At 66.3% G+C, this 23,650-nt stretch carries 26 protein-coding genes; 12 read left to right on the plus strand and 14 right to left on the minus strand.

Annotated elements, in window-relative coordinates; genetic code table 11:
- Positions 1-309: 309 nt before the first annotated feature.
- The 8 genes from ssd to A5788_RS10650 all read left to right on the plus strand — a co-directional run bounded on the left by ssd (position 310) and on the right by A5788_RS10650 (position 5,795).
- Complete coding sequence (gene ssd, locus A5788_RS10615; protein ID WP_064868181.1) at positions 310-1,371, plus strand: septum site-determining protein Ssd; 1,062 nt, start codon at positions 310-312, stop codon at positions 1,369-1,371.
- Positions 1,368-2,582, plus strand: coding sequence for a TadA family conjugal transfer-associated ATPase (locus A5788_RS10620; RefSeq protein WP_064870676.1), 1,215 nt, complete (start codon positions 1,368-1,370; stop codon positions 2,580-2,582). The genes ssd and A5788_RS10620 overlap by 4 nt, the downstream gene beginning before the upstream one ends.
- Positions 2,579-3,421 (plus strand): type II secretion system F family protein, encoded by an 843-nt coding sequence (locus tag A5788_RS10625; RefSeq protein ID WP_064868080.1) that lies wholly within the window; start codon positions 2,579-2,581, stop codon positions 3,419-3,421. Before A5788_RS10620 ends, A5788_RS10625 begins: the two co-directional genes overlap by 4 nt.
- Positions 3,418-4,026, plus strand: coding sequence for a type II secretion system F family protein (locus A5788_RS10630; RefSeq protein ID WP_064868083.1), 609 nt, complete (start codon positions 3,418-3,420; stop codon positions 4,024-4,026). Before A5788_RS10625 ends, A5788_RS10630 begins: the two co-directional genes overlap by 4 nt.
- 83 nt (positions 4,027-4,109) lie before the next feature.
- Complete coding sequence (locus A5788_RS10635) at positions 4,110-4,343, plus strand: DUF4244 domain-containing protein (RefSeq protein WP_064870677.1); 234 nt, start codon at positions 4,110-4,112, stop codon at positions 4,341-4,343.
- A 1-nt stretch (position 4,344) separates the two neighbouring features.
- Positions 4,345-4,722 carry a TadE family type IV pilus minor pilin gene (locus A5788_RS10640; RefSeq protein WP_064868177.1) on the plus strand — a complete coding sequence of 126 codons (378 nt, stop codon included), beginning with the start codon at positions 4,345-4,347 and terminating at the stop codon, positions 4,720-4,722.
- Positions 4,719-5,135, plus strand: coding sequence for an Rv3654c family TadE-like protein (locus A5788_RS10645; RefSeq protein WP_156525498.1), 417 nt, complete (start codon positions 4,719-4,721; stop codon positions 5,133-5,135). Before A5788_RS10640 ends, A5788_RS10645 begins: the two co-directional genes overlap by 4 nt.
- A gap of 327 nt (positions 5,136-5,462) precedes the next feature.
- Complete coding sequence (locus A5788_RS10650; protein WP_231894353.1) at positions 5,463-5,795, plus strand: hypothetical protein; 333 nt, start codon at positions 5,463-5,465, stop codon at positions 5,793-5,795.
- Between the two features lie 39 nt (positions 5,796-5,834).
- On the opposite strand, the gene A5788_RS10655 is transcribed toward A5788_RS10650, so the two are convergent.
- Positions 5,835-6,479: a hypothetical protein gene (locus tag A5788_RS10655; RefSeq protein WP_064868178.1), complete on the minus strand. Its 645-nt coding sequence runs from the start codon at positions 6,477-6,479 to the stop codon at positions 5,835-5,837.
- Positions 6,480-6,665: 186 nt separating this feature from the next.
- Positions 6,666-7,256 (minus strand): hypothetical protein, encoded by a 591-nt coding sequence (locus A5788_RS10660; RefSeq protein ID WP_064868179.1) that lies wholly within the window; start codon positions 7,254-7,256, stop codon positions 6,666-6,668.
- A 515-nt stretch (positions 7,257-7,771) separates the two neighbouring features.
- On the opposite strand from A5788_RS10660, the gene A5788_RS10665 reads away from it, so the two are divergent.
- Positions 7,772-8,980 (plus strand): IS110 family transposase, encoded by a 1,209-nt coding sequence (locus A5788_RS10665; protein ID WP_005193666.1) that lies wholly within the window; start codon positions 7,772-7,774, stop codon positions 8,978-8,980.
- Positions 8,981-8,989: 9 nt separating this feature from the next.
- Here A5788_RS10665 and A5788_RS10670 read toward each other — a convergent pair whose 3' ends face one another.
- The 4 genes from A5788_RS10670 to A5788_RS10685 all read right to left on the minus strand — a co-directional run bounded on the left by A5788_RS10670 (position 8,990) and on the right by A5788_RS10685 (position 12,823).
- The gene (locus A5788_RS10670; protein WP_064870678.1) at positions 8,990-9,643 is read right to left on the minus strand and encodes a DsbA family protein; all 654 of its coding nucleotides are present in this window, start codon (positions 9,641-9,643) and stop codon (positions 8,990-8,992) included.
- A gap of 269 nt (positions 9,644-9,912) precedes the next feature.
- Entirely contained in the window at positions 9,913-10,428 is a 516-nt protein-coding gene (locus tag A5788_RS10675; RefSeq protein ID WP_005193672.1) for a signal peptidase II, read from the minus strand.
- A complete protein-coding gene (locus A5788_RS10680) occupies positions 10,425-12,425 on the minus strand; it encodes a heavy metal translocating P-type ATPase (protein WP_064868407.1) in 2,001 nt (666 codons plus the stop codon). Before A5788_RS10680 ends, A5788_RS10675 begins: the two co-directional genes overlap by 4 nt.
- Complete coding sequence (locus tag A5788_RS10685; RefSeq protein ID WP_010844639.1) at positions 12,422-12,823, minus strand: ArsR/SmtB family transcription factor; 402 nt, start codon at positions 12,821-12,823, stop codon at positions 12,422-12,424. The genes A5788_RS10680 and A5788_RS10685 overlap by 4 nt, the downstream gene beginning before the upstream one ends.
- Before the next feature lie 92 nt (positions 12,824-12,915).
- Between A5788_RS10685 and A5788_RS10690 the strand changes: the two genes are divergently transcribed.
- A complete protein-coding gene (locus A5788_RS10690) occupies positions 12,916-13,512 on the plus strand; it encodes a class I SAM-dependent methyltransferase (RefSeq protein WP_064870679.1) in 597 nt (198 codons plus the stop codon).
- A 339-nt stretch (positions 13,513-13,851) separates the two neighbouring features.
- On the opposite strand, the gene A5788_RS23840 is transcribed toward A5788_RS10690, so the two are convergent.
- The gene (locus tag A5788_RS23840) at positions 13,852-14,046 is read right to left on the minus strand and encodes a hypothetical protein (RefSeq protein WP_156525499.1); all 195 of its coding nucleotides are present in this window, start codon (positions 14,044-14,046) and stop codon (positions 13,852-13,854) included.
- Between the two features lie 35 nt (positions 14,047-14,081).
- Positions 14,082-14,444, minus strand: coding sequence for an Rv2640c family ArsR-like transcriptional regulator (locus A5788_RS10695; RefSeq protein ID WP_005193682.1), 363 nt, complete (start codon positions 14,442-14,444; stop codon positions 14,082-14,084).
- 99 nt (positions 14,445-14,543) lie between these two features.
- Between A5788_RS10695 and A5788_RS10700 the strand changes: the two genes are divergently transcribed.
- Positions 14,544-15,032, plus strand: coding sequence for an ArsI/CadI family heavy metal resistance metalloenzyme (locus tag A5788_RS10700; RefSeq protein ID WP_174351863.1), 489 nt, complete (start codon positions 14,544-14,546; stop codon positions 15,030-15,032).
- Between the two features lie 26 nt (positions 15,033-15,058).
- Here A5788_RS10700 and A5788_RS10705 read toward each other — a convergent pair whose 3' ends face one another.
- From A5788_RS10705 to A5788_RS10725, 5 genes are read right to left on the minus strand one after another with little or no spacing between them, the layout of a single operon-like run.
- A complete protein-coding gene (locus A5788_RS10705; protein WP_005193685.1) occupies positions 15,059-15,469 on the minus strand; it encodes an arsenate-mycothiol transferase ArsC in 411 nt (136 codons plus the stop codon).
- Positions 15,466-15,891 carry an arsenate reductase ArsC gene (locus A5788_RS10710; protein WP_006360546.1) on the minus strand — a complete coding sequence of 142 codons (426 nt, stop codon included), beginning with the start codon at positions 15,889-15,891 and terminating at the stop codon, positions 15,466-15,468. Before A5788_RS10710 ends, A5788_RS10705 begins: the two co-directional genes overlap by 4 nt.
- Positions 15,892-15,932: 41 nt before the next feature.
- Entirely contained in the window at positions 15,933-16,616 is a 684-nt protein-coding gene (locus A5788_RS10715) for an arsenate reductase ArsC (protein ID WP_006360545.1), read from the minus strand.
- Entirely contained in the window at positions 16,609-17,709 is a 1,101-nt protein-coding gene (gene arsB / locus A5788_RS10720; RefSeq protein WP_005193688.1) for an ACR3 family arsenite efflux transporter, read from the minus strand. The genes A5788_RS10715 and arsB overlap by 8 nt, the downstream gene beginning before the upstream one ends.
- Positions 17,706-18,068, minus strand: coding sequence for an ArsR/SmtB family transcription factor (locus A5788_RS10725; protein ID WP_020173050.1), 363 nt, complete (start codon positions 18,066-18,068; stop codon positions 17,706-17,708). The genes arsB and A5788_RS10725 overlap by 4 nt, the downstream gene beginning before the upstream one ends.
- 249 nt (positions 18,069-18,317) lie before the next feature.
- Between A5788_RS10725 and A5788_RS10730 the strand changes: the two genes are divergently transcribed.
- The gene (locus A5788_RS10730; RefSeq protein WP_231894355.1) at positions 18,318-21,251 is read left to right on the plus strand and encodes a helix-turn-helix transcriptional regulator; all 2,934 of its coding nucleotides are present in this window, start codon (positions 18,318-18,320) and stop codon (positions 21,249-21,251) included.
- Here the strand turns inward: A5788_RS10730 and A5788_RS10735 are convergent.
- A complete protein-coding gene (locus A5788_RS10735; RefSeq protein WP_231894356.1) occupies positions 21,244-23,559 on the minus strand; it encodes a helix-turn-helix transcriptional regulator in 2,316 nt (771 codons plus the stop codon). The two genes, A5788_RS10730 and A5788_RS10735, sit on opposite strands and share 8 nt — an antisense overlap.
- Between the last annotated feature and the right edge of the window lie 91 nt (positions 23,560-23,650).

Below are 23,650 nucleotides of genomic sequence, written 5' to 3' on the forward strand. Positions count from 1 at the left end.
ATGCGATCGTCGGCAGCGTCAGATGTGTATAAGAGACAGGTCCTCTGTCTGGGGTCTTTCATTTTTCGGCGCGGCGGGTGGCCGCGTTCAATCGCCGGGCTGGGCGGATCTGGACGCGTCAATCTGCGGTCAATCAATGTGATGAGCGTACACCATTGTTGAGCAGATTCAGTATAGTGAATCTGCTTACATCGAACCGCCCATCGAGTCGCGCGTGCGTCTCATCCACAAGCACGCCTCAGTCCACAGATGTGCCCACTCCTTGCGGTGGCGGGCGTACCGGCGACCGATGCGACGCATGCTCAGTTCATGTCCGACGACCTCCTCGCCCTCGTGGCCGAACACCTGCACGACGACGTTGCCCGGTGCGCCGCAGCAGCGGGATATCGGTTGATCCCAGGCGACGCACGTGAGTGCAGACGGGACTGGCTGAGAACGCGGGCGGTCGTGCTCGATCCGCCCGCAGTCGCGACACTCGCGCCGAGCTCGCTGCCACGACGTGGCGGCGTCGTGCTGATCTCCGATGCCGAACCCGCTTCCGCGACGTGGCGCGGTGCGCTCGATCTCGGCGCCGTCGACTCCGCGGTTCTTCCAGAAGACGAGTCTCACCTGGTGCGGATTCTCACCGAGTTGCGGCTGCCGGCGTCACGCCAGGCAGGAGCGTTGGCGTTCATTCCGGCGCACGGCGGGGCCGGAGCGTCGACACTCGCCGTCGCGAGCGCGCTCGCCGCCGTCGAGAGCGGAGAGCGGGTGTTGCTCCTCGACATCGACGAACTCGGGGCAGGGTTGGATCTCACGCTCGGAGTGGAGGCGCGCGAAGGGCTCCGGTGGCAAGACCTGTCCTTCGACGAGGGTGCGGTCAGCGGTGCCTCGCTCCGAAATGCGTTGCCGCGCTACAACGACAGGCTCGCGCTGGTGACCGGTAGGCGTGACGACATCCGACCGCTCACCCGTGGGCCCGTGCTCGCAGCGGTAGACGCCGGTCGCGCTCATGGCGACCTCGTGATCGCAGACCTCCCGCGTGCCGATACCCCCGTGGTCCGCGCGGTTGCCGAGTCGGCCGAGTTGGTGGTGGTCGTGACGACACCGACTGTCGCGGGAACTGCCGCCGCACGTCTGCTGATCGCTCGATTGTTGACGTCGTGCCCACGCGTCGAGCTCGTGATCCGCGGGCCGTCTCCTGGCGGGTTGCGAGCGGCTCAGGTTGCCGACGCCGTCGGTGTGCCGTTGATCGCCGCGTGCCGACCCGACCCGCGCCTGGCCATGCGCCTCGAGGCCGGACGCCTGCGGGTCGCGCCGCGCAGTCCGCTGGGCCGAGCAGCGTCAGCCGTGTACTCGCGATTCACCGACGCCCGAGTGGCGGCATCATGAGTAGTGCGGCGCCACAGAGAGTTTCACGGCTGCAGTCGACCAATGCGACCTCCGACGACGCTCTGATCGACCGGGTGCGCGAACGCCTCGCCAAGGAGTCGGCCGAACCGACGGCCGCGGTCATCGCGGAGGCTATTCGCGCCGAGTCGGGTGGTGTCCTCGGCGACACCGATCTGCTTGCGGCACTGCGACATCTGCAGACCGAACTGACGGGTGCGGGCCGACTCGAAGTGCTTCTCGCCGAGCCCGGCGTCGCCGACGTGCTCGTCGTCGGACCGCAGCGGGTCTGGGTCGATCGCGGCGGTGGTCTCGAACCGACAGGTATCACCTTCGACGACGACGCGGCAGTTCGACGACTCGCGAGTCGGCTGGCGCTCGGCGCTGGTAGACGTCTCGACGACGCGCAACCGTGGGTCGACGCCCAGCTCACCTCACTCGGCAGACGCGGACTCACCGTACGACTCCACGCGGTCATCCCTCCGCTGGCCGCGGACGGCACGTGCATCTCGCTACGGGTATTGCGCACCGCAGGAATGGATATGGCGGGACTGATCGCGTCGGGGGCGGTCCCGCCCGAGTTGGTCGAGGTGCTCGAAGCGATGGTCGCCGCACGTCTCGCCTTTCTCATTGTCGGCGGGACCGGCTCGGGTAAGACGACGCTGCTGAACGCGCTGATCGGTGCGATGGCCCCGACCGATCGAGTGCTGTGCGTCGAGGACGCCTTGGAACTCGCCCCTGCGCATCCGCATGTGGTGCGTCTCGTCGCGCGAACGTCGAATGTCGAAGGGATGGGCGAGGTTCCGGTGCGTGTTCTCGTCCGTCAGGCGCTGCGAATGCGTCCCGACCGCATCATCGTCGGAGAGGTTCGCGGCGCCGAGGTGATCGACCTCCTCACCGCGCTCAACACTGGTCACGAGGGTAGCGGCGGGACGTTGCACGCGAACTCGACGTCGGAGGTTCCCGCCCGCATGGAAGCGCTTGCGGCACTTGGGGGAATGAACCGGGAAGCCTTGCACTCACAGCTTGCCGCAGCTGTTCGAATAGTTGTCGGGGTGAGTCGCACGGCCGGTGGCGCGCGGGGGATTGTCGAAATCGGACTGGTATCACGGAACGCCGACGGGTGGGTAACGATACTGCCGATCTGGCTGCGCAACAGTGGATTCACCGACCATCGTGCCGTGTTCGACGCGATGGTCGAGGAACGCGCATGAGTATCGTGCTGGCGACGCTTGCGGTCGCGGTGATGTGGTGGCCGACGAGTCGGGTCGAGCACCGTATGTCCACGCTGACGGGGACGGCGGCGACGCGGTGGGCCCGGTTGCAGCCGAGTGCCTTTGGGCTGATCTGTGCCCCGTTGGTGGCATTGCTCGTCGGAGGGATCGCCGGTGCTGTGGCGGCGTCGATTGCGGTGGGACTGGTCGTCTGGCTTCGTCGGCGCAGGGGTCGAGCGGCTGATCACGAGACTCAGCGCGACGAGATGCTGACCGCTCTGGCGCTGATGATCGCTGAGCTGTCGGTGGGAGCACCGCCGGCTCACGCATGTGCTGTTGCAGCGCAGGAGATCTCGCGGGGAAGAGAGGTGCCATCGGAGGTGGCCGAGGGGCTGACCGTCCTGGCTGCGCGCGCAGAACTCGGTGGCAGCGTCGTCGTCGACGAGGTGTCTGATGGTCGAGGGCACGTGTCTGGTTCGGATTCCGGGAGTTCGGTTTCAGAGGGCTCGTGGCGGCGGATCGCCGTCGCGTGGCGGACCGCAGAGCATTCGGGCGTTCCGATGGGGGAGTTGCTCGAGTCGCTACGCGCCGACCTCGCCGCGCGACGCGCATTCACCGAGCGCACGCGTGCAGGTCTCGCGGGTCCGCGCGCGACCGCCGTTGTGCTGGCCGGACTTCCGCTTCTCGGGATCGCGCTGGGCCAGGCGACGGGCGCACGCCCGATCCAGGTTCTACTCGGCGGAGGTCTCGGCGGCATGCTGTTGGTGATCGGCACGGCGCTCGTCGCGGCGGGCATGGTGTGGACCGAACGCATCACAGACAAGGTGGTGCGCGGATGACGGTGGCGATGTTGCTGCTCGCAGTGGCGTTGCTGACCCTGCCGCCGCGACGGTGGCTGCTGTATCGGGTTGTCGAGCCACCGGACCGTCCATCGGGCGAAGCGCGGTGGCTCGGCAGGAACCGTGAGGTCGACGATCCGTTCGCCGTTGCCGCAGGCCTCGACCTGTTCGCGGTGTGTCTGCGTGCGGGTCTCACGGTCCCCGCCTCCGCACTCGCGGTCGCGCAGACAGCACCGGCGACGTTGGCGGAGCCGCTGACCGCTACTGCGGAGCTACTTGAGCTCGGCGCCGAGCCCGAGCGCGCGTGGTCGACGCCGCTGGGAGATCTGTCCGCGCGCCGAAAGTCCTCCGACACAGACTATTTCGAACAGTTGTCGATGCTCGCTCGGCGGTCGGCTCGTGCTGGGTCTGCGCTGTCGGCTCAGGTAGGTGAGCTCGCTGCCGAGACCCGGCGTCGCGCCCACGACGAAGCGCTTGCTCGTGCGGAGCGGGCCGGTGTGCTGGTCAGCGGGCCGCTCGGCTTGTGCTTTCTCCCGGCGTTCGTGTGTCTCGGCATCGTTCCGGTTGTGATCGGCCTCGCAGGCTCGACACTCTCTGGTCTGTAGAAAACTCGATGGATCTCTGCGCGGGTTCTCAACGTCAAAGCAGTGCAGTACCAACTAGTTTCACCTCAACCGAAAGGCACATCATGAAGATCCTTGACGCGACCCGAAGCGGAATCGAGCGAATCGCGGGTCGTACCAACGTGAACCTGACCAGATTGATCACCGACGACGAAGGCATGAGTACGGCAGAGTATGCGATCGGGACGATTGCGGCAGCCGCGTTCGGGGCGATCTTGTACACAGTGGTCAGTGGCGACAATATCGTCAGCGCGCTGACCGGGATCATCACCAAGGCGCTCAACACGTCGGTGGGTTGAGATGCGGCCGCGGCGGATTGTCGACGACGAGTCGGGGATGGTCACGATCGAGGGAGCCTACGCGATCTCGGCTGTCGTGATCGTGGTGATTCTCGCGGTGGGTGTGGTCACGGCGGTGACCACCCAGATCCGCTGTACCGATGCCGCCCGTGAGGTGGCTCGGCTGACGGCTGCGGGTGATGATCAGGCCCGCGCCGCCGGCGAGCAGATCGTGCCGGGGGCGCAGATCTCCATTGCGGCGCAGGAGGATCGGATCGTCGTCGAAGTCCGTCGTGGTGCGCCTATGGTGCCCGGTCTGACATTGTCTGCGCGGGCTGTCGCGGTCCCTGAGCCCGACGGTTCTGACCAGGTCGACGTCGCGCCGGGGGTGGTGCGGTGAACCGCCGCTTGGCGGGTGCGGCGCGGGCGCAGCGGGATTCACGCCTCACTCGACTTCTCCGCGACGAGGGCGGCTACGCCACCGTGGCTGCGGCGGGTGCGATCGCGGGTATCGCGGCACTGATCGTGTTGGTCATTTACGTGGGTGCGGCGACGCTGGCTCGTCATCGGGCGCAGTCGGCGGCCGACCTCGCGGCGTTGGCGGCTGCGGCAGATCATGTTGCGGCGCAGAATGATCCGTGTGCCACGGCAAGATCGCTCACCGTCGAGCAGCGGCCGCGGGCGGAGGTCTTCGAGTGCACGGTCGTCGGTGAGGATGTCGTGGTCGGTGTGCGTGTCTCGGTGTCGTTGGGGGCGTTGGGAATCCGAGCGGCGTCAGCACGGGCGCGTGCCGGTCCGGCAGATGACCCGTGACGCCTTCCGCCGTGCTGCCCACTGGCGACAAGCCGTGTGGTCCGTTCGTACGCAAACGTCGACTTTCCCCTGATCGAGTGACATCGGCAGAGCGCCGGGCTGGGTACCGTCCAGTGGCGCAGTACTGTTCCGTTTGTCCGAATCTCGGAGGTCGTCCATGAAGTTCTCCCGTTCCGCCGGCGCCGCTGCACTCTGTGCTGCCGCGGTGGTCCTGTCGATGCCTGCTGCCGCTCACGCGGGAGGCACCAAGGACCCGCGATACGCGGCGCCGCCCGCTTCGTCGGCGCCGACGTCAGCGTGCTCGGATCGTGCGCCGTACACGGGGCAGTGGGTTGGGCACGGGCGGTCGATCGATCTGCGCGACAACGTTCCGGAACCATCACACTCGGCAGCGGTGCGTCGAACAGTGAGACGTGGACGCTGGGCTGGAAAGCGCAGAAGACCACCGTGTTCCCCGACTGCGGCATCCTGACCGAGGTCAAGGCACAGACCAAGAAGATCGGTGAGGGCAGCTATGGACTGCTGGCCGCCGGGAAGCAGTTCGAGGGTGCGTTGGGTAAGCGGGAAGGACACACGGTTCTGCTGATGTCACTGCATCCCGGACAGGACTCGATTGCGTTCTGCCGCAAGGACGATTACGCCCGCGACTGCGGCGCGTAGTTCCCTATTCTCGCAGGGTCTCTGTCGTGGCGGGGGAGATCAGGCTCCGCACTCCCGTGAGTAGCCATACTTGTCCTGGTTGCACCAGGGCAGGGAGTGTCCGGCGGCGGTGAAGCCGGCCATCTGCATATAGGTGACTGCTTGTGAATCCTTCACCAGCACACCGTGATAGACGGCGCCCGCGTGCATCGAGTTGTCTCCCAGACCTTCGCCGTGCTTCGAGATCTGTTCTCCGAGCGTCATGGTGGCGCCGCTGGAGTCAGCGCTCCAGGTGAGTGCCCACTTCTCGCCGTCGGCGGCACCGATCGATACCGACATGTCGCCGGTGCCGTCGGCGTTGAGATTCATATCTCGCGTGTGACCCACCCACGCCCCGGTGAAAGCGCCGGCGCCAGAGGGAGCTTTCGGGGTTGCTGATGCCGTCACGGTATTCACGGGCGTGCGAGGGTTCACGGGTGCGGCAGAGTCGACCTCGGTCGGGTCCGTGGTGCCGGGGACGGTTTCGGATTCGGTGACGGTCGACGTCACGACGACAGGTGCCGACGGACTGGGCGTCGCGGATGAGTTCTCGTCGGGGCCGCAGCCGGTCGCCGTCAGCGCCAACGCGATTGCGGCAGAACCGAGTACGCACGCCCTCGCGAGCCGTGTTCGGTTTCGTCTGACGTCGGGCTGATCGATGCGCATGACCGTTCCTCTCGATGACTGGACCCGATAGGTGCTCGATCCGACGACGACTCGAACAGGCAATCGTGACTCGACGAAGCGCGGGCCTCTCACCGACTATCGCAATGAATCGCCATGGCGTATCACCACGTCATTCAGCTGAACGGCGGTCGGTACGGCGAGGTCGGCGCCATGTGGGGGCAGAACTCAGAGAGCGTCGTCGCCGATGTGGATGCGCTTGGGGTACACCCGTGTCGAATCCATCGGGGCGAACCAGACCTGCGAGAAGGAGACCTCGGCGTCGCCGCGGTAGGCGAGTCGGAGTCGGCCCGGCCCGGTCTTGGAAATCGAGCCGGGAATGGAGCCGTCGGCAAGGTCGGCACTAGCAACGCGGCTGTTCGGAATGCGCGGTGCCACTGCGTCGACGAACGGGGCCCAGTGCACCACCTCGCTCTCGGTGAGGAACGCGCCCGCGGCGGCGTTGACCTCGCCGGTCTCGGTGTCGGTGGCGAGATAGACCTCGCCGAGTGCGGTGGCGATGCGTGGCCCGACCATTGCGCTCTGCAGGTACCACTGCGCGTTGTCGACGACGTCGGCGTCGAAACGGGCGGCACACCAGGCGAAGTGGATGTCGAGTGCATCGAGTGCCTGCGCCTCGGAGTAGAACACGTCCGGCTCGCCGATCGACGCCGGCAGAGTATCGGCGGATCCCGTCGGACGAGCCAGTAGGAAGAACGCTGGGCGCGCGCGTGTAATGAGCGGCGACGGTGTCACGCGATCGGGGGTCCCCTCGTACATCGTTCAAGTATCCCTGAGAACAGTCTGTGACAGGCGGTAGTGACCGGATTCGTCAGATTCGACGCGTTGGGGAACGGTCCAATTCGCGGCTGACCTCGGCTGAGCGGTCAGCGGGACGGCACTGGTCAGACGCCCAAGCGGAGGAATACGGCCGCGTGTGGCACGATTCGCCAGGTCCAACCTGAGAGTTCGCTGAGACTGTGTGCTGAGTGCCTTCAGTGCACCGCCGACATACCGATTCACACCCACACACCATGTCTGCAGACGGCACGCCCACAGTCACCTTTACGTTGGAGTACGTCCGGGGCGGTCGCCTCGGACGCTCGTCCGCGGTTCGGGGCGTGGCTCGACAATCACCTGTGTGCCCTCGGTGGCTCGGCGTGGAAGGCCACCCCGGACCGTGACGGGTCGTTTCGGCCGCTGATTGAGAAGTGTTCGCGAACTTGTCGCTGTGTAAAGGTGCGCCGGCGAAACAACCCCTGACGAGGTCAACAGGTTCGAGCAGAGAGGTTCATGTGGTCGAAACAATCTGGGTAGGAATCGATGTCGGCCGTCACGCACACCACGCCGCCGCTGTGGACGACGCGGGGACGGTGCTGTGGTCACGTCGGGTACCGAACGATCAGGCGGCCATCGAAGCGATTGTGGACCAGGCGTGCCGTGTCGAATCGGTGGTGTGGGCGATCGACATGACCGCGCCGGAATCGGCCCTCCTCCGAGGGGTGTTGTCCCGCCGCGGCCAACACATTCGCTATGTACCTGGTCGCGTTGTGCACAGCATGACCGGCGCTTTCGCCGGCGAAGGCAAAACCGACGCCCGCGACGCGGTGGTGATCGCCCAGACCGCGCGCCTGCGTGGTGATCTCGCGACGGTCGCGGTCCCTGATGACGTCGCGATCGAACTCGACCTGTTGACCGGGCATCGCCGCGACTTGGTCACCGAACGCACACGAGGCATCAATCGACTGCGCGGCCTGCTGACCCGCATCTTCCCCGGTCTCGAACGGTGCTTCGACTACTCGACGTTGACTGGTTTGGCGTTCGTCACCCGCTTCACCACACCGTCGGCGATTGATGGGGTCTCCGACGAGGAGATTTACGACCACCTACGCGGTCAAGGAGTCCGCCGGCCGACCATCCCGAAGATGATCAGCAAGGCGCGTGCCGCCGCGGCCGCGCAGACCGTCGCTCTGCCTGGTGAGGCGACCACGGCATTGCTGGTGCAGCAGGCGGCTACCTCGCTGATGGCGCTCACTCGCCAGATCACCTACCTGGATAAACAGATCGCCGAGGTGTTCCGCCGAGACCGCCACGCCCGGATTCTTGAATCCGTACCCGGTATCGGCACCCGAAGTGGTGCCGAACTCATCGCGTTCACTGGTGGCGACCTCACGTCGTTCGGCTCGGCTGCCAAACTGGCTGCCTACGCCGGTCTTGCTCCCGTCCCGCATGATTCAGGTAACCGGCGGGGCACATTGCGTAGACCGCAGCGCTACCACCGGGGTCTGCGGAAGGTGTTCTACATGGCCGCACTCAACAGCTCGCAACGCGACGGACCATCACGGGAGTTCTACCAGCGCAAACGACGCGAGAACCGCTCTCACGTGCATGCGCTCATCTCGCTGGCCAGACGGTTGATTGATGTTGTGTGGGCACTCATCCGTGATGGCCGAGAATGGACTCCGAGGGGCGCCGGCCCGCCCATCGCGGAGGCTGCCGCCTAGCCCCTGAGATCATTCAGACGCCGCTGCACGCACCGCCGCGGTGAGGTCGTCGATCGTGTTCGGTTGTAGCCGATTCTCGTCGAGGAAGAATGTGGGGGTGCCTTGGACCCCGAGAGCCAGACCGTCAGCGACGTCGGCGCGGATCCGTTCGAGCGTGGCCGGGCTGTTGTAGACCGTGTCGAAGGCCGCCATATCGAGATCGAGGTCGACGGCGAAGCTACGGAACAGGTCGTCAGCGGGGACTTGCTGTTCGCCCCAATGGGTTTGGGTGGTGAACATGCGCTGGTACATCTGCTCGAACCGCCCCTGCTGGGCGGCGGCTTCGACCGCGCGAGCAGCACGTTCGGCGTTGAAGTGTCCGGGCATCGGAAAGTAGCGGACGACGAACGTAACGCGGTCGCCGTAGGTTCGCCGCAGATCCTCGATGACCGGGTAGATGGCTCCGCAGGCTTCGCACTCGAAGTCCAGGAACTCGACGAATTGCGCCCGGCTCTGCGCAGGCGACGTCAGCCGAGGACTGTCGGGCCGGGCCACCAGATCAGACACCGCGGCGGTATCGGACGGGGCGGGTGTGGAAGTGTCCTGATCGACGAGGACGGCGACTCCGATACCGACGATAATGGTTACGAAGAACGCCCACGCGAACTTGGTTGGTCTGGTCATACGTTCAACGTAGAGGCGATGTCGGCGGGAATGAGGATCGGTCTCATCAGGCCGGGGGTTGCCTTCGGGGTAGCGCCCGGAATGTATGAACCTGATGTCTGTTCTCAGTCTTCATGGGTGCGCGCTACAAGCGGATCAGATTCTGTATCCGGCAGCGAGGAGTCTCTGGCGTTTCCTCTGGGAGCGGACCATCGAGACTCCGGGCAGACGGTGAGCCGGGCAGTGACCAGCGCGGCCAGCCGGGCCCTGCGCCGGATCGGGGGGGGGGGTCAGCGCTCGGGTGAATGCTGCGCTCGTTCGTCGGGACTCCTGAATGCGGTGAGGGTGATCAAGATGGCAGCGCCGCCGACGATGAATGTGTCAGCGAGGTTGAACGTTGGCCACCAACCGGTGTGGAGATAGTCAGTGACCACTCCGTCGGGGAACCGATCGATGAGATTGGCGCTTGCCCCGCCGAGGATCGCTGCTAACCCCAGCCGCCCGAGGTGCCCGGTGCCTGGCGCCATCCGCCAGGAGGTGACCGCGACGATGAAGGTGATGATTCCGGTGACTGTGGGCAGCACCCATGCCGGGGCATCGGCGGCGATCGAAAACGCCGCGCCCGGATTGAATGCCAGCCGCAGCTGCACCGGCCCCGTTCCGATGACTGCGCCGTCCGCGAGCGCGCTTGTGGCCCATGCCTTGACGGCCAGATCGGTGGCCGCGAGTCCGACAGCGACGGCCAGCAGCCCGCACCGCCGTGTGAGGCGTACGCGGCGGTGCGCCACCGGAACCGCGGTGATCACTGCCCGACCGTCACTACGGACGGAGTCCGCTGGCCAGTTCCGGTCCTCGCCCGGGCTAGCGCTTTGACCCGGCCGGCGCGGACTCCGTTGGCGATGACGACGATCTCGGCGAGTTCGTGGACGGCGACGACGGCGGCGAGGCCGAGTATCCCGAACAGCGCGAGAGGGATGAGGATCGCGATCAGGGCGAGGGACAGGCCGACGTTCTGCAGCATGATCTTCCGGGCGCGGCGGGCGTGATCGAGTGCCTGCGGGAGGGTGCGGAGGTCTTCGCCCATGAGGGCGACGTCGGCGGTTTCGATCGCTACGTCCGATCCCATTGCGCCCATGGCGATGCCGAGGTCGGCGGTGGCCAGGGCGGGAGCGTCGTTGATGCCGTCGCCGACCATAGCGGTGAACGAGCTCGTTCGGAGGTCGCCGATGATGCGGGCCTTGTCTTCGGGGCGGAGGTCGGCGTGTACGTCGTCGATGCCGGCGATCTTCGCCAGCGCGTTGGCGGTGGCGGTGTTGTCGCCGGTGAGCATCGCGACCGTGGCGCCGATGCGGTGCAGGTGCTCGATTACCGCGCCGGCTTCGGGGCGAAGCTCGTCACGGACGGCGACCGCGCCGATGACCTGACCGTCGTGTTCGATCAGGACGGCGGTGGCGCCGTCGGCCTGCATGGCCGCGACCCGCTCATCGAGCGGGCCGGGCTCGATCCAGTCGGGACGGCCCAGCCGCGCGGGCCGTCCGTCGACGAGGCCGGTCAGGCCGGCCCCGGGAACAGCCTGCACATCGCGCGCGGCGGTGGTCTCGCCGTGGGCGGCGAGGATCGCGCGGGCGAGCGGGTGTTCGCTGTGCGCTTCCAGCGCCGCGGCGACGGCGAGCACCCGCTCCTGGCCCGGAGTGCGGTCGCCCAGGCTGCTCCCGGTGCTAGGAGCAGCGGTGTCGGTGGGGGTGGTGGCGATGTCGACGACGGTGGGCCGGTTCGCGGTCAGAGTGCCGGTCTTGTCGAGGGCGACGGTGCGGACCCGGCCGAGGGCTTCGAGGGCGGCACCTCCTTTGACCAGGACGCCGATCTTGCTGGCGGCGCCGATCGCCGCGACCACGGTCACCGGCACAGAGATCGCCAGCGCACACGGCGACGCGGCGACGAGCACGACCAGGGCCCGTTCGATCCACGTGGCCGGGTCACCGAGCAGGGAGCCGAGGATCGCAATGGCGGCGGCGAAGATCATGATCGCCGGTACCAGGGGCTTGGCGATCCGGTCGGCGAGGCGTTGCGCGTCGCCCTTGCGGGACTGTTCGGCCTCGACGATCTGCACGATCTTGGCCAGCGAGTTGTTCTCCGCCGTGCTGGTGACATGCACGCTCAGGGCGCCGGTGCTGTTGATCGACCCGGCGTAGACCTGCGTGCCGGGTCCGGCTTCGACAGGCACGGATTCGCCGGTGATCGCCGAAACATCCAGTGCGGTGCGGCCTTCGGTGATGGTGCCGTCGGTGGCGATCCGCTCGCCGGGTTTGACCAACATCTGGTCCCCGACGGCCAATTCCGCCGGGGAGACGGTGACCGGGGTGCCGTCGCGGAGCACGGTCGCGGAGTCCGGGACCAGATTTAGTAGCGCCCGCAGCCCGCGGCGGGTGCGGGCGACGGCGTACTCCTCAAGGCCTTCGCTGATGGAGAACAGCACAGCGAGCATCGCGGCTTCGCCGACCTCGCCGAGGATCACCGCGCCGACCGCAGCAATCGTCATCAGGGTGCCGACGCCAATTTTGCCCTTCGCCAACCGGCTCAGGGTCGAGGGGACGAATGTCCACGCCCCGATCAGCAGCGCCACCCACTCCAGGGCGAGCGCGACCGGTTCGGGGCCGCCGGACCAGCTGGTGATGTACGCGGCGAGCAGGAACACCGCGGCCGCGGCGGCAGCCTGCAGCTCCCGCACCTGCCACCAGTGCTCCGGAGCCTGCTCGTCCTCACTGGCCGGTTCGTCGTGCCCGCATCCGCATGCGTCGCTCATCGCCGCACCCCCGCCTTCGTGTCGCCCGTTGTGCAGCAGGAGGTGGTGGCGTCGGTGCCGTAGTTCGGGCACAACACAACCGCGTTTCCGGTCGCTGCCAGGAGGGTTTCGGCGGCGGCGAGCACGTCCATCAGCTCCGGTCGGGCCAGGCTGTAGAACACCTGCCGCCCCTGCGGGCGGCCTTCGACGAGCCCACAGTCCCGTAAGCACGCCACGTGCGCGGAGACCGTCGATTGCGCCAACCCCAGCTCCGCCATCAGATCCGCCACCCGGGCCTCGCCACCGTGCGCGAGGCGGGTTGCGATTGCCAGACGGGTCCCATCGGAGAGGCTGTGGAACAACGCCACCGCGGGATCGAGGTCCGCCCCAGTCGCCACCGAGCACTCATTCATCGTCATATGACGATGATAGCGGCATTGTGTGCTGTAATCGAATCATCACGAAGAAGTGGCAGCAGGCGCGGCCGGGCGAGATGGTGGGAGCTGTTGGTATGCCGTCGATGTCGACGATCGAGTCTCTGTTCTGCCGCAGCGCACCGTGGCAGGCGGCCACCGGCAGGTGGGTACTCCCGTGGGCGCTGCAAGGCATCCATCCCCGAGGCCGGGTCCTTGAAATCGGTGGCGGCGCCGGCGCGATGACCGAACAGATCCTCACCACCAACCCCGACGAACTCGTGGATGTGACCGTCACCGACTTCGACCCGGTCATGGTCGCCGCCGCCAGCGATCGGCTGCAGGGTTTCGGGGCCCGCGCTCACGCCCAGGTCGCCGACGCCACAGCCCTGCCGTTCGAGGACGGAAGCTTCGACACCGTCGTCTCGTTCATCATGTTGCACCACGTCATCGACTGGGAACGCGCACTCGCCGAGGCCGCCCGAGTGCTCGCGCCCGGCGGAATGCTGGTCGGCTACGACCTGCTCGGCAGCGCACCGGCGCGGCTGCTGCACAACCTCGAAGGGGCACCGCACCGGTTCATCCCCCGTGGCGAACTCCGCCTGCGCCTGACGTCTTTGCCTCTGACCGACATCACGGTCCGCGAGAACCCTGCGTTCGCCCGGTTCCGTGCCCGCCGTGCCGGTGACCGATGACCACGCCACCACTGCACGGGCATCACCATGGCCCTCCCTCGGACGAGCTCGCCGAGCTCGAGCAGCGTGACGTCGCGGTGGCGTTCGTCGACCTCGCCGGATACAGCGTGTTCACCGAGTTCTGCGGCGACCAGGAAGCCGCAGAACTGGCCATACGGTTGGCCTCTCAGACCTGGCAGGCAGGCTCTACGACCGGGCACGCGGCTGGTCAAGGCCATCGGCGATGCGGTGATGCTCACCGCCGACGCCCCCCAAGTGATCCTCGCCACGATCACCGCCCCCGCGGCCGCGGCCGCCGGTCAAGACGGATTCATCGCCCTACGCGCCGGGATCGATCCACTACGGCAGCGCAGTCGTCCGCGACGGAGACCTGTTCGGGCACGCGGTCAGCGTCGCCGCCCGCATCACCGCCCTCGCTGGCGCCGGCCACGCCGTGATCACCGATCCGATCTGCCCGCCACCAGCCGAGCTGGATTGCTCGCCATGCTCGCTGACCTGCTGAAAGACACCGGAGTTGGCCTGCCAAAAGGACACCCGGATAAGGCTCGCTCAGTTCGTGCCGTCGCCGTTCAACAGCAACCCGTCGTAGCGCTGAGAACGTTGCGTAGTGCTTCCAACGAGTCCGGTTGCGCTCGGTAGTAGACGTTCATGCCGCGGCGCTCGGGGGTGACCATGCCGGCTTTGCGGAGCTGCCCCAGGTGGTGACTGGTGGTGGCTTCGGTGAGGCCGACCGCGGTCGCGAGGTCGCAGGTGCAGGTCCCGTCACCGGTGTCGGTAAGCAGGATTGAGACGAGCTTGATCCGAACGGGATCGGCAAGCGCCTTGAGCCGCAACGCGATCTGCAGCGCGGTGTCGTCATCGAGCGGTGCCGCCGATACCGGTGCGCAGCAGATCGGGGCGCTGATGTCGACCATCGGCAAGGGCTTCGGCATGACCAGATCGTACGCCCCTACTTGACATATGTCGAAAAGGTGGGCACGCTGCAGAGTGACCGCAGTTCGATATATGTCTCACAGGTGAAGGTGATGGTCATGTCCCGTATGCAGTTGGCGCTCAACGTCGATGATCTCGATACCGCGATCGAGTTCTACTCCAAGCTGTTCAACACCACCCCGGCCAAACGCAAGCCGGGATACGCCAATTTCGCGGTCGTCGAGCCGCCGCTGAAACTGGTGCTGCTAGAGAACCCCGGCCAGGGCGGCACGATCAACCACCTCGGCGTCGAGGTCGAATCGAGCGAGAAGGTGCACGCCGAGATCGCCAGGCTGTCCGGGGAGGGCCTGTTCACGCAGGAGGAGATCAACTCCACCTGTTGTTTCGCAACCCAGGACAAGGTCTGGGTGACCGGCCCGGCGAACGAGAAGTGGGAGGTCTACACCGTGCTCGCCGACTCCGACACCTTCGGCACCAGCCCGAAACTGTTGGAACAGAACGCCGCCGCCGACGACGCCGAGCAGGGTTCGGTGTGCTGCGGTGGCAGCGCCGCCGAACCGGCCGAAGCGCGCACGGCCTGCTGCTGAGCCCGACGTTCAGCCCGCGCTCCCGCCTACCGCGCGATGCGGTCGGCGAGGGCGCGGATCCGCGCGGTGATGTCGTCGCGGATCAACCGCATCCGTTCGATGCCGTCGATGCCCCGTTCGGAGGGTTCGTCGGTGTTCCACACCTCGAGGGCGACGCCGTCGGGTGGGGTGACGTCGGCGGTGCCGACCACCACGACGAGATCTGCAGTTTGCATCAGTTCGTCGGTGAGTTGGCGCGGCTGATGTCCGTCCACGGTGGCGCCGACTTCGGCGAGCACCTGGGCGGACAGGTCGTTGACCTGGCCGCCGATCTTCGCGCTGGTGCCGGCCGAGGATGGGGTGATCCGGGCGGTGACTGTCGGTGTGAGATGTTCGGCCATCACCGATTTGCCGCGATTGGACACGCACACGAACAGCACCTGCGGTGTCGTGCTCACCGGCCGACCTGCTGGTCGGCGGGTACGAGTTCGTCGAGGAGGTCCTCGACGAGTCCGCGGATCTGATCGCGGATCGGGCGGACCGCGTCAATGCCTTGGCCGGCTGGGTCGTCGAGGGCCCAGTCGCGGTACCTGACGCCGGGGAATACTGGACATGCATCGCCACAGCCCATGGTGATCACCACATCGGAGGATTCGACCGTGTCGGGGGTGAGGATCTTCGGTGACTGCGCGGAGATGTCGATACCGACTTCGGCCATCGCCGCGACAGCGGCGGGATTGATTGAGTCGGCGGGAGCAGATCCGGCGGAGCGGACCTCGACACTGCCCTGGCTCAGAGCGGTGAGGAACCCCGCGGCCATCTGTGAGCGGCCAGCATTGTGGACGCACACGAACAGCACGCTAGGTCGAGAGGAAGACATGAAACACAGGCCCTTTCAGCTGTGGAGGAAAGCTCGGAAAGTCACACACGGTCGGCCGTGAGCTCGGCAAGGAGCTCGCGAACCCGGGCATCAAGGTCATCGCGGATGGCGCGAACCTCGCCTAGTGGACGGCCTTCAGGATCGGAGACCGTCCAATCGAGATACCGCTTACCGGGATAGATCGGACACGCGTCGCCGCAACCCATCGCTACGACCACGTCGGCGGCGGCGACCACATCGTCGGTTAGCGGTTTGGGGTACTGCGTACCCAAGTCGACGCCGATCTCGCTCATTGCTTCGACGACGGTCGGGTTGATCGAGTGCGCGGGTGTTGACCCGGCTGAGCGCACGTGTACCCGCCCAGCGGCGTGATGGGTCAACAATCCTGCGGCCATCTGCGAGCGGCCGGCGTTCTGCACGCAGATGAAGAGAACCTCGGGCACATCCTTGGGCACCGCGCCCTCAGCCTGGGCGAGGGCGCGTAACCGATCAGCCGCGAACCGGCCCGCCAAGGTCGTCAGATGCGTATGCACCCGGGAGGTACGCCGTAACACGGTGTAGGACTCGAAGACACAGCGTTCTACCGTCTGGCGAGACACCACCCCTTCGTACTTGGCGGCCAAGTCGGCGGCGGTACGGGCCAACACGGTATGAGGCATCAACAGTTCGGGCTGCTCGCGGTGTTCACCGCGACGTAGGTGTTCGTCCAACGCATTCTCAGACATCGCGAGCAGGCTCCTTCGACACATCTAGGCTAGAAGCAGTGGGAGTTGTGAAGCGTTTCCGCAACGCCAGGGACACATAGACCAGCGCGACGAGAACCGGGACCTCGATCAGTGGCCCGATGACCCCGGCGAGAGCCTGGCCGGAGGTCGCACCATAGGTCGCGATCGCGACGGCGATGGCGAGTTCGAAGTTGTTGCCGGCGGCGGTGAACGCCAGCGTGGTGGTCCGTGCGTAACCCAGCCCCATCGCGGCGCCGAGGACGAATCCGCCACCCCACATCACCGCGAAGTAGATCAGCAGCGGCAGCGCGATCCGCACGACGTCCCACGGGTGAGAGGTGATCTGCTCCCCCTGCAAGGCGAACAGGATGACGATGGTGAACAGCAGACCGTAGAGGGCCCACGGCCCCAATCGCGGGAGGAACGAGGATTCGTACCATTCGCGGCCTCTGGCCCGTTCGCCGATGCGGCGGGTGAGATAGCCGGCGATCAACGGGATTCCGAGGAAGATCAGCACCGACTTCGCGATCTGCCACGGCGAGGTGTCGATGGTCGTCTGTTCCAGGCCGAGCCATCCGGGTAGCACCGAAAGGTAGAACCAGCCCAGCACGGCGAACATGATCACCTGGAACACCGAGTTCAGTGCGACGAGGACGGCAGCCGCCTCGCGGTCGCCGCACGCCAGGTCGTTCCAGATGATGACCATCGCGATACAGCGCGCCAGACCGACGATGATCAGTCCGGTCCGGTATTCCGGTAGGTCCGGGAGCAGAAGCCAGGCCAGCGCGAACATCAACGCGGGTCCGACGATCCAGTTCAGCAGGAGCGATCCCAGGAGCAGGCGACGATCGCCAGTGACCGAGTCGAGTCGGTCGTAGCGCACCTTGGCCAGCACCGGATACATCATGATCAGCAGTCCGAGAGCGATTGGCAGCGAGATGCCGTCGATCTCCACGGCCGCCAGGGCGTCACCCAGGCCGGGAACGGTGCGGCCCAGCATCAGGCCCGCGACCATTGCTGCGCCGATCCACACCGGCAGGAACCGGTCGAGCATCGACAACTTCGCCGCGACCGCGGTGTCGGTGGTGGTCACTGGTCGGCCTCGCACGAACGAGTTTCCCCCACAACCATGGCGAGATCGCCCAGCAGGACCGACAGTTGTTGCAGTGCTTCGGTGTTCACACGGTAGTACACCCAGGTCGCGCGGCGTTCGCTCGTCACCAGACCCGCCTGACGCAGCACCTTGAGATGATGCGAGATCGTCGGCTGCGACAGCTCGAACGGCCCGGAGATGTCGCACACGCACGCCTCACCTCCCGGATGCGCGGCAACCTCCGACAGCAACCGCAGCCGAACCGGATCCGCGAGCGCCTTCAGCAGCGGGGTAACCGCTCCGGTCTCGTCACCACTCAGGCCGCGGCCTGGCAAGAGAAGCAAGTTCTTATTCGACACCCGTCAATATTGACATACATCGATTCAACGGGACAAGGCCCTCCGATACCCGGGAGCGCACTTGCGTTCCCGCATTGAGATCCACGCCCGCGGGCTCTGGCTCAGCGACCCCGCGATAAACTGCTGACCAGCGGTCGGGCGCTCTGCGGGGAGTGCCTGTCCGGTCCGCTCTCGCCTATTGAATTTGCTGCGGGCAGTGCTGCCTACGGGGCGTATGTCCGCGGCGTGTTGCCTACGGGAGATGATCGGGTGTCGGCCGAATGTGTCGCGGAGCGGTCCGACGACGACGCACAACCTGACGATGCACAACCTGACGACGCACAACCTGAGGACGCACAACCTGAGGACGCACAACCTTCAGGGCACGTGCGTCGCGGGACGTTGCTCGGTCGCGAACGTGAACAACGTGAAATAGGCGCTGTCATCGACTCCGTAATCGCAGGCCACTCGGGAGTCGTGCTGGTGCGCGGCGAACCGGGCGTCGGCAAGACGGCACTGGTGACTGCCGCGGCGGACGGTGCAGGCCGGGCCGGGGCCGCGGTGTTGCTCGGGCGCGCGGTCGCCTTTGAACAGTCCCTCCCCAACGCGCTTCTGCAGGTGCTTCTGCTGCATCTCGGCGATGGGTCGACAACTGTTGCATCGCAGCATGTCTCGACGCTGCGCCTCGCGCTCGGACTGGAGGCTGGGGAAATGCCAACGCCACCAGCGCTGGCGGATGCTGTTGTCTCCCTTGTTGCCGAGATGTCTACTCGCGCACCGGTCGTCATCGTCGTCGATGATCTCCAACACGCGGACCAGAGCTCGAAGGACGTGCTCGACGCACTCGTGATGGCGCGGCTGCCACGTGTGGCGGTGGTGGCAACCGCTCCGGCGCACACGCAGTGCGGGCTCGGCTCGTGCACGGTCATCGACGTCGTGCCACTCGTCGACGACGCCGCGTCGAAACTCCTCTCTCTGGCCCACCCGAACATGGCACTCGAGGTCCAGCGCCGCATATTGGCACTTGCCGAAGGCAATCCACTCGCGCTGCGCGCGGTGCCCGCCGAGCTGCGGCACGACCACCTCGACGGCTCGGCGGCGTTGCCGCCGGTACTTCCAATGTCAACTGTGCTGCGAGACAGACTCTTTCCCAACATGCCGGAGCTTCCCGGTGTGACGCGGCGCCTGCTCTTGATGCACGCGTTGGCCCCCGACATTCCGGTCAACGATCTTCTCGCGGCCCTCGGCAGTCGCACATACTCGGACGTCGTCACTCCCGCGCTGGACGCGGGGGTCGTCGAAGTGAGCGTCTTCGACGGCGAGGCCACCCCCGCGGAGCCGCAACGAATCCGCTTCACCCGAGCGCTCTTCGGCTCGGCGCTGATGAGCACGGCAACCGATGACGAGCGCTCGGCGACGTATCGATCGTTGGCTCGGGTTACGTACATCTCAGCCGGGATCGAATCCGACTTGTCCGAATCCGACTTGTCCACGGGAAGAACCAGATTCGACGACGCGCTGGCAGCTCGGCTCGAAGTGGCCGCGGAGGCCGACCTGTGCACCGGCGAGTGGCGTTCGGGGCTGGACCGACTTCAGCGAGCCGTTGAGCTGACCGGTGACCGCGGTGAGCGTCACCGGCGACTGGCTCGCGCAACGCAGGTTGCCGCGCGCGTCGATCGTGAAGTGGCGGCACAGATGTTCGTCGGAATGCAGACAGGGCAGCGGCATTTCGAGAATTCGATCACCGACGCACTCGCCGCGTCGGCTGTCATCGTCATCGACGACGACGGCGATGTCGACACGGCGTATCGAATGCTGATGGATGCGTTCGAACGCACTGCGCCGCACGACTCCGACGATCCGGTGGTTCTCGAGGCCGTCGAGGCGCTGCGCGAGTTGTGTTGGCTCGGTGGGCGGGCGGAGTTGTGGGACGGTTATCGGCGGGTCGTCGACGAGGTGGCGCCCGAGGCGTCGTCTGCGCTCGGACTTGTGGCGGCACTCTGGAGGGGGCCGTCGACGCTGTCAGCCGTGCAGCGGACCACTCTGGACGCGCTGATCGCCGGATTGTCGGTCGATCAATCTCCGTTGTGGATCGGCGAGGTCGCCGAGATGGCTGCGACATTCGACCGGATCGACGAATGTCGTGCGGTACTCGATGAGCTGATCGACGGCATCGACACCTGCCGCGACGTGACGAGCAGGCCGTCGATCGCGGCGGTGTGGGCGATGCTGCTGCTGGCGCAGGACGCGTTCCACCGTGGTAATTGGTCCACCACAACCGAATTGGCACGACAGGCCAAGGCGGTCTGCGGCGTCGACGGCCACGATCACCTCGGCTGGCTCGCCGACTACCTGCTCGGTATGGTGGCCGCGGTTCGTGGCGAGGTCGACCTGGTGGAGCAACTCGCGGCGCGCATGCGTGCCTGGGCGATCCCGCGTCGTGCATTCGTGCTCATCCGGTTCGCCGAACACCTGTGGACGTTGGTCGCCGGTGGGCGAGGGGACGTCGGTTCGGTGTACATACATGCAACGGCGGTCAGTCCGGTCGGTCGGCTCGGACCCTACGTGTCGATGTCGGGAATGATTGCGCTCGATCTCGTCCGATCGGCGACTCGCACCGGTCGTGACGACGACGCGCGGGCGCATGTCGCCGCCATCGAAGAAGCTCAGATCGGTCGAATCTCTTCGCGGCTGGACCTGATTGCGCTGGCGTGCCGGGCCATGATCAGCGGCGACGATTCGGGCCGACTGTTCGAGGAGGCGCTGGCGCTACCCGGAGCCGACCAGTGGGTCTTCGAGTACGCGCGTATCCAGTACACCTACGGGATGGAACTGCGACGTAACCAGGAACTCGTCGCTGCCAGGAGGCAACTGCGAGCAGCATTGTCGACGTTCGTCGAACTCGGTGCGACGCCGTGGGCCGCGCGTGCCGAGGCGGAACTCGACGCCACGGCACCGACACGCAACGTGGCGGCCGCAGACTCGGAGCTGACCGCCTACGAGCGGCGCATCGCTGAGATGGCCGCGGCCGGACTCACGAACAAGACTGTCGCAGAACGACTCGACATCTCTCATCGGACCGTCGGCAATCATCTGTATCGGATCTACGCGAAGCTGGGAGTGACATCGCGGGTCGAACTGCGAGACGTGCTCGCAGTATCGAAGCCGAGGACCGGCAGCCCCGCCGGCCGACTGGTCAGGTGAAGAGGGCGCAATCACGCAGTGCCGTACGGGATCTGACTCCGACGGTGCGGTATACGTGCGAAAGATGGCTTCCGACCGTGCTCGGTGCAATGCCCATCCGAGCTGCGATGGCACGGTTCGACATTACGGATACGGCCATCTCGGCGATACGATTTGCCGTGGCGGAAATCTGTGGGGATCTACGTGGCGGTGTGAAGGTGGTGACCGACTCGCCGAGCAACCGTAGTTCATCGGCGGTTCGTGCAGACCAGTGGTCGGCGCCGAGCACGGTGAACGTCGAGAGAGCTTGGTAGAGTTCCTCTCTCGCGGCGCGACCGAGGCCGTTCATGCGCAACCGACGCCCGAAGTGTAAGCGCACTCGCGCGACGTCGAACGGCCATCGGTCGGCGCCGGGCGTTGCGATCGCAGAGCGATATGCCTCGACATCGTCGGTGACGATCGCGTACGAACCCGCACGCAGGAAAGCGAGCCGGAGATCGGGCCCTGGACCGACTGCGGTCAACGCCTGCGCCACCGACTCTGTTGCCGAACGTGATTCGCATTCGGAGGCGGCCTCGGCGAGGTCGATGATGGCGCGGTCGCCGCGAGTGATGACGTCGGCGGGCCCATCTTTGGAGGCGCGGAAGATGCGTAGCGCGCTCCGCGGATTACCTGCGCCGAGAGCTGTGACCGCCTGGAGGTGGCCATGGTGTCGCGTGACGCCGACCCCCTTGGATATCCACTCGGGTACTGCGAGGGATGCGGTCGATGTCGAGAGCAGCTCCCCGCGATACGCCGACAACAGTTTTCGTGCACTGACGAGATAAGCCTGTGCGTAGAGTTGCAGTCCCGACTCGCGGCACAGGGCAATCCCGCCGTCGAGAATCCGCTGTGCCTCGTCCCAGCGTCCCGCACCGAGATAGTGCGAGCCGAGCATCCATGCGGCACACACCGACGAGGTGACCGACGAGCGAGGGTCGCTCCACACGCGATGCAACGCTGCCCGCCACCAGTAGCTGCTGCTGCGCGAGGTTGCGACAAAAGCGCTGCGCACTACATCTGCGCTGTCGGCTGAGTGTTGCAGGGTGTCGATCAGTCGGTCGAGCCGAGTATCGAGGTGCGCATGCGATGCGCGGTCGGGCGAAAGTGTCTGCGCCGCAATCAGTGCCCATTCCGGCGCTGTCGCCGCGTGCTGGGCGACCAGGGCGGTGAATTCTGACCAGTGCTCCGGCCGGTCGTCGAGATGGCACAGCTGGTAGTGCGACCAGAGTGCGTCGTCGAGGATGCGGTCGCCCGGAATCGACGGCTGTGCGCGAATCGCCCGCGCGAAGGTTCGCTGTGCCTCGCGGATCGACTCCGGCGCCTTCGCCGACAGGTACGAGCGCGCAACGACGGCTTCGAGCGAATGCGTCGCTGTGGCGTCGGTGCTCAATGCGTCATCGAGAAGTGCGCTGGCGGTTGGGATATCGGCGCTCACAGCAGAGACCAGAGCCGACGCCGCCGCTAGTCGTCGAGCCTTGGCGGGCGGGTCTGTCGTGCGGGCGGCGCTGAGTCTGAAATTGTCGGCGGCAGTGTGGGAGTCGCCGTGCCGAAGTGCCTGCGCCGCAGAACGTTGCAGAAGATCTGCGACGTCGTCGTAGTCCAGTCCGACTGTTGCGGAATCGCTCTCGGGAAGTGCTGACTCGGTCGACGCGATGGCGAGATAGCCTGCGCGGACCAGTTCGCGGGGGCGGCCGTCTCCGCGAAGCGTGATGCGACGACGATCAGCGGAATCAAGGCTCGGAAAGTGTAGGCGCAGAAAGTGATCGGACGACGACACGTCGAGCGGATGGACCGCGAGCGCGACGTCGACCGCATGACTGGGTAGACCTGCGACACCCGGCACGCAGGTGGTGACGAGCTTGACCCGGCTGCCGGCCAGGCGTCGGCACAGGAACGAGAGTGTCTGTGCGGCAGAGTCGTCGAGCTGGTCGGCGTCGTCGAGTCCGATGAGTAGCGAGTGAGATCGAGGCCGACGCGCAAGGCTGAGCAGCGTCTGTCGCAGATCGGTGGCATCATCGTCCGCGTCTGTGTCCGAGTGAGGCTCTGATGTGTCGGATTCGCGGAGGTGGGCGGCCAGTTCGGTCAGGACTGACTCGGAGCCGGCGCGGGTGTTCAGCCGCGCGAGTCGGTACCCGGCGTCCGACGCCATACGTTCGGCCGCGGCCAGCAGTGCTGTGCGCCCGGTGCCCGGTGCGCCGACCAGCGCAATCGAATGGTCAGTCGGCGACGAGACGAATGAGCTCAGTGATGCAAGAAGCCGGTCGCGCGCCGTCAGGGTGTGTGACACCACCGCCCGGTGACCTCCCCTGTGAGCTAAGTTACTTGCAAGTACAAGCAACAATGTAGCTCACCCCGGGGGCGCCCAGATGTCCGGGTTG

Origin of the sequence: Gordonia sp. 852002-50816_SCH5313054-c (assembly GCF_001665925.1) — a bacterium.
GTDB lineage: Bacteria > Actinomycetota > Actinomycetes > Mycobacteriales > Mycobacteriaceae > Gordonia > Gordonia jacobaea.

What these genes read in the sequence shown, in the direction of transcription:
- A5788_RS10685 (WP_010844639.1), bottom strand. Translation starts at nt 12,823, where the DNA reads ATGACGATGAATGAGTGCTCGGTGGCGACTGGGGCGGACCTCGATCCC.
- A5788_RS10680 (WP_064868407.1), bottom strand. Translation starts at nt 12,425, where the DNA reads ATGAGCGACGCATGCGGATGCGGGCACGACGAACCGGCCAGTGAGGAC.
- A5788_RS10630 (WP_064868083.1), top strand. Translation starts at nt 3,418, where the DNA reads ATGACGGTGGCGATGTTGCTGCTCGCAGTGGCGTTGCTGACCCTGCCG.
- A5788_RS10625 (WP_064868080.1), top strand. Translation starts at nt 2,579, where the DNA reads ATGAGTATCGTGCTGGCGACGCTTGCGGTCGCGGTGATGTGGTGGCCG.
- A5788_RS10710 (WP_006360546.1), bottom strand. Translation starts at nt 15,891, where the DNA reads ATGTCTTCCTCTCGACCTAGCGTGCTGTTCGTGTGCGTCCACAATGCT.
- A5788_RS10670 (WP_064870678.1), bottom strand. Translation starts at nt 9,643, where the DNA reads ATGACCAGACCAACCAAGTTCGCGTGGGCGTTCTTCGTAACCATTATC.
- A5788_RS10715 (WP_006360545.1), bottom strand. Translation starts at nt 16,616, where the DNA reads ATGTCTGAGAATGCGTTGGACGAACACCTACGTCGCGGTGAACACCGC.
- ssd (WP_064868181.1), top strand. Translation starts at nt 310, where the DNA reads ATGTCCGACGACCTCCTCGCCCTCGTGGCCGAACACCTGCACGACGAC.
- A5788_RS10635 (WP_064870677.1), top strand. Translation starts at nt 4,110, where the DNA reads ATGAAGATCCTTGACGCGACCCGAAGCGGAATCGAGCGAATCGCGGGT.
- A5788_RS10620 (WP_064870676.1), top strand. Translation starts at nt 1,368, where the DNA reads ATGAGTAGTGCGGCGCCACAGAGAGTTTCACGGCTGCAGTCGACCAAT.
- A5788_RS10695 (WP_005193682.1), bottom strand. Translation starts at nt 14,444, where the DNA reads ATGCCGAAGCCCTTGCCGATGGTCGACATCAGCGCCCCGATCTGCTGC.
- A5788_RS10700 (WP_174351863.1), top strand. Translation starts at nt 14,544, where the DNA reads ATGTCCCGTATGCAGTTGGCGCTCAACGTCGATGATCTCGATACCGCG.
- A5788_RS10690 (WP_064870679.1), top strand. Translation starts at nt 12,916, where the DNA reads ATGCCGTCGATGTCGACGATCGAGTCTCTGTTCTGCCGCAGCGCACCG.
- A5788_RS10640 (WP_064868177.1), top strand. Translation starts at nt 4,345, where the DNA reads ATGCGGCCGCGGCGGATTGTCGACGACGAGTCGGGGATGGTCACGATC.
- A5788_RS10655 (WP_064868178.1), bottom strand. Translation starts at nt 6,479, where the DNA reads ATGCGCATCGATCAGCCCGACGTCAGACGAAACCGAACACGGCTCGCG.
- A5788_RS10660 (WP_064868179.1), bottom strand. Translation starts at nt 7,256, where the DNA reads ATGTACGAGGGGACCCCCGATCGCGTGACACCGTCGCCGCTCATTACA.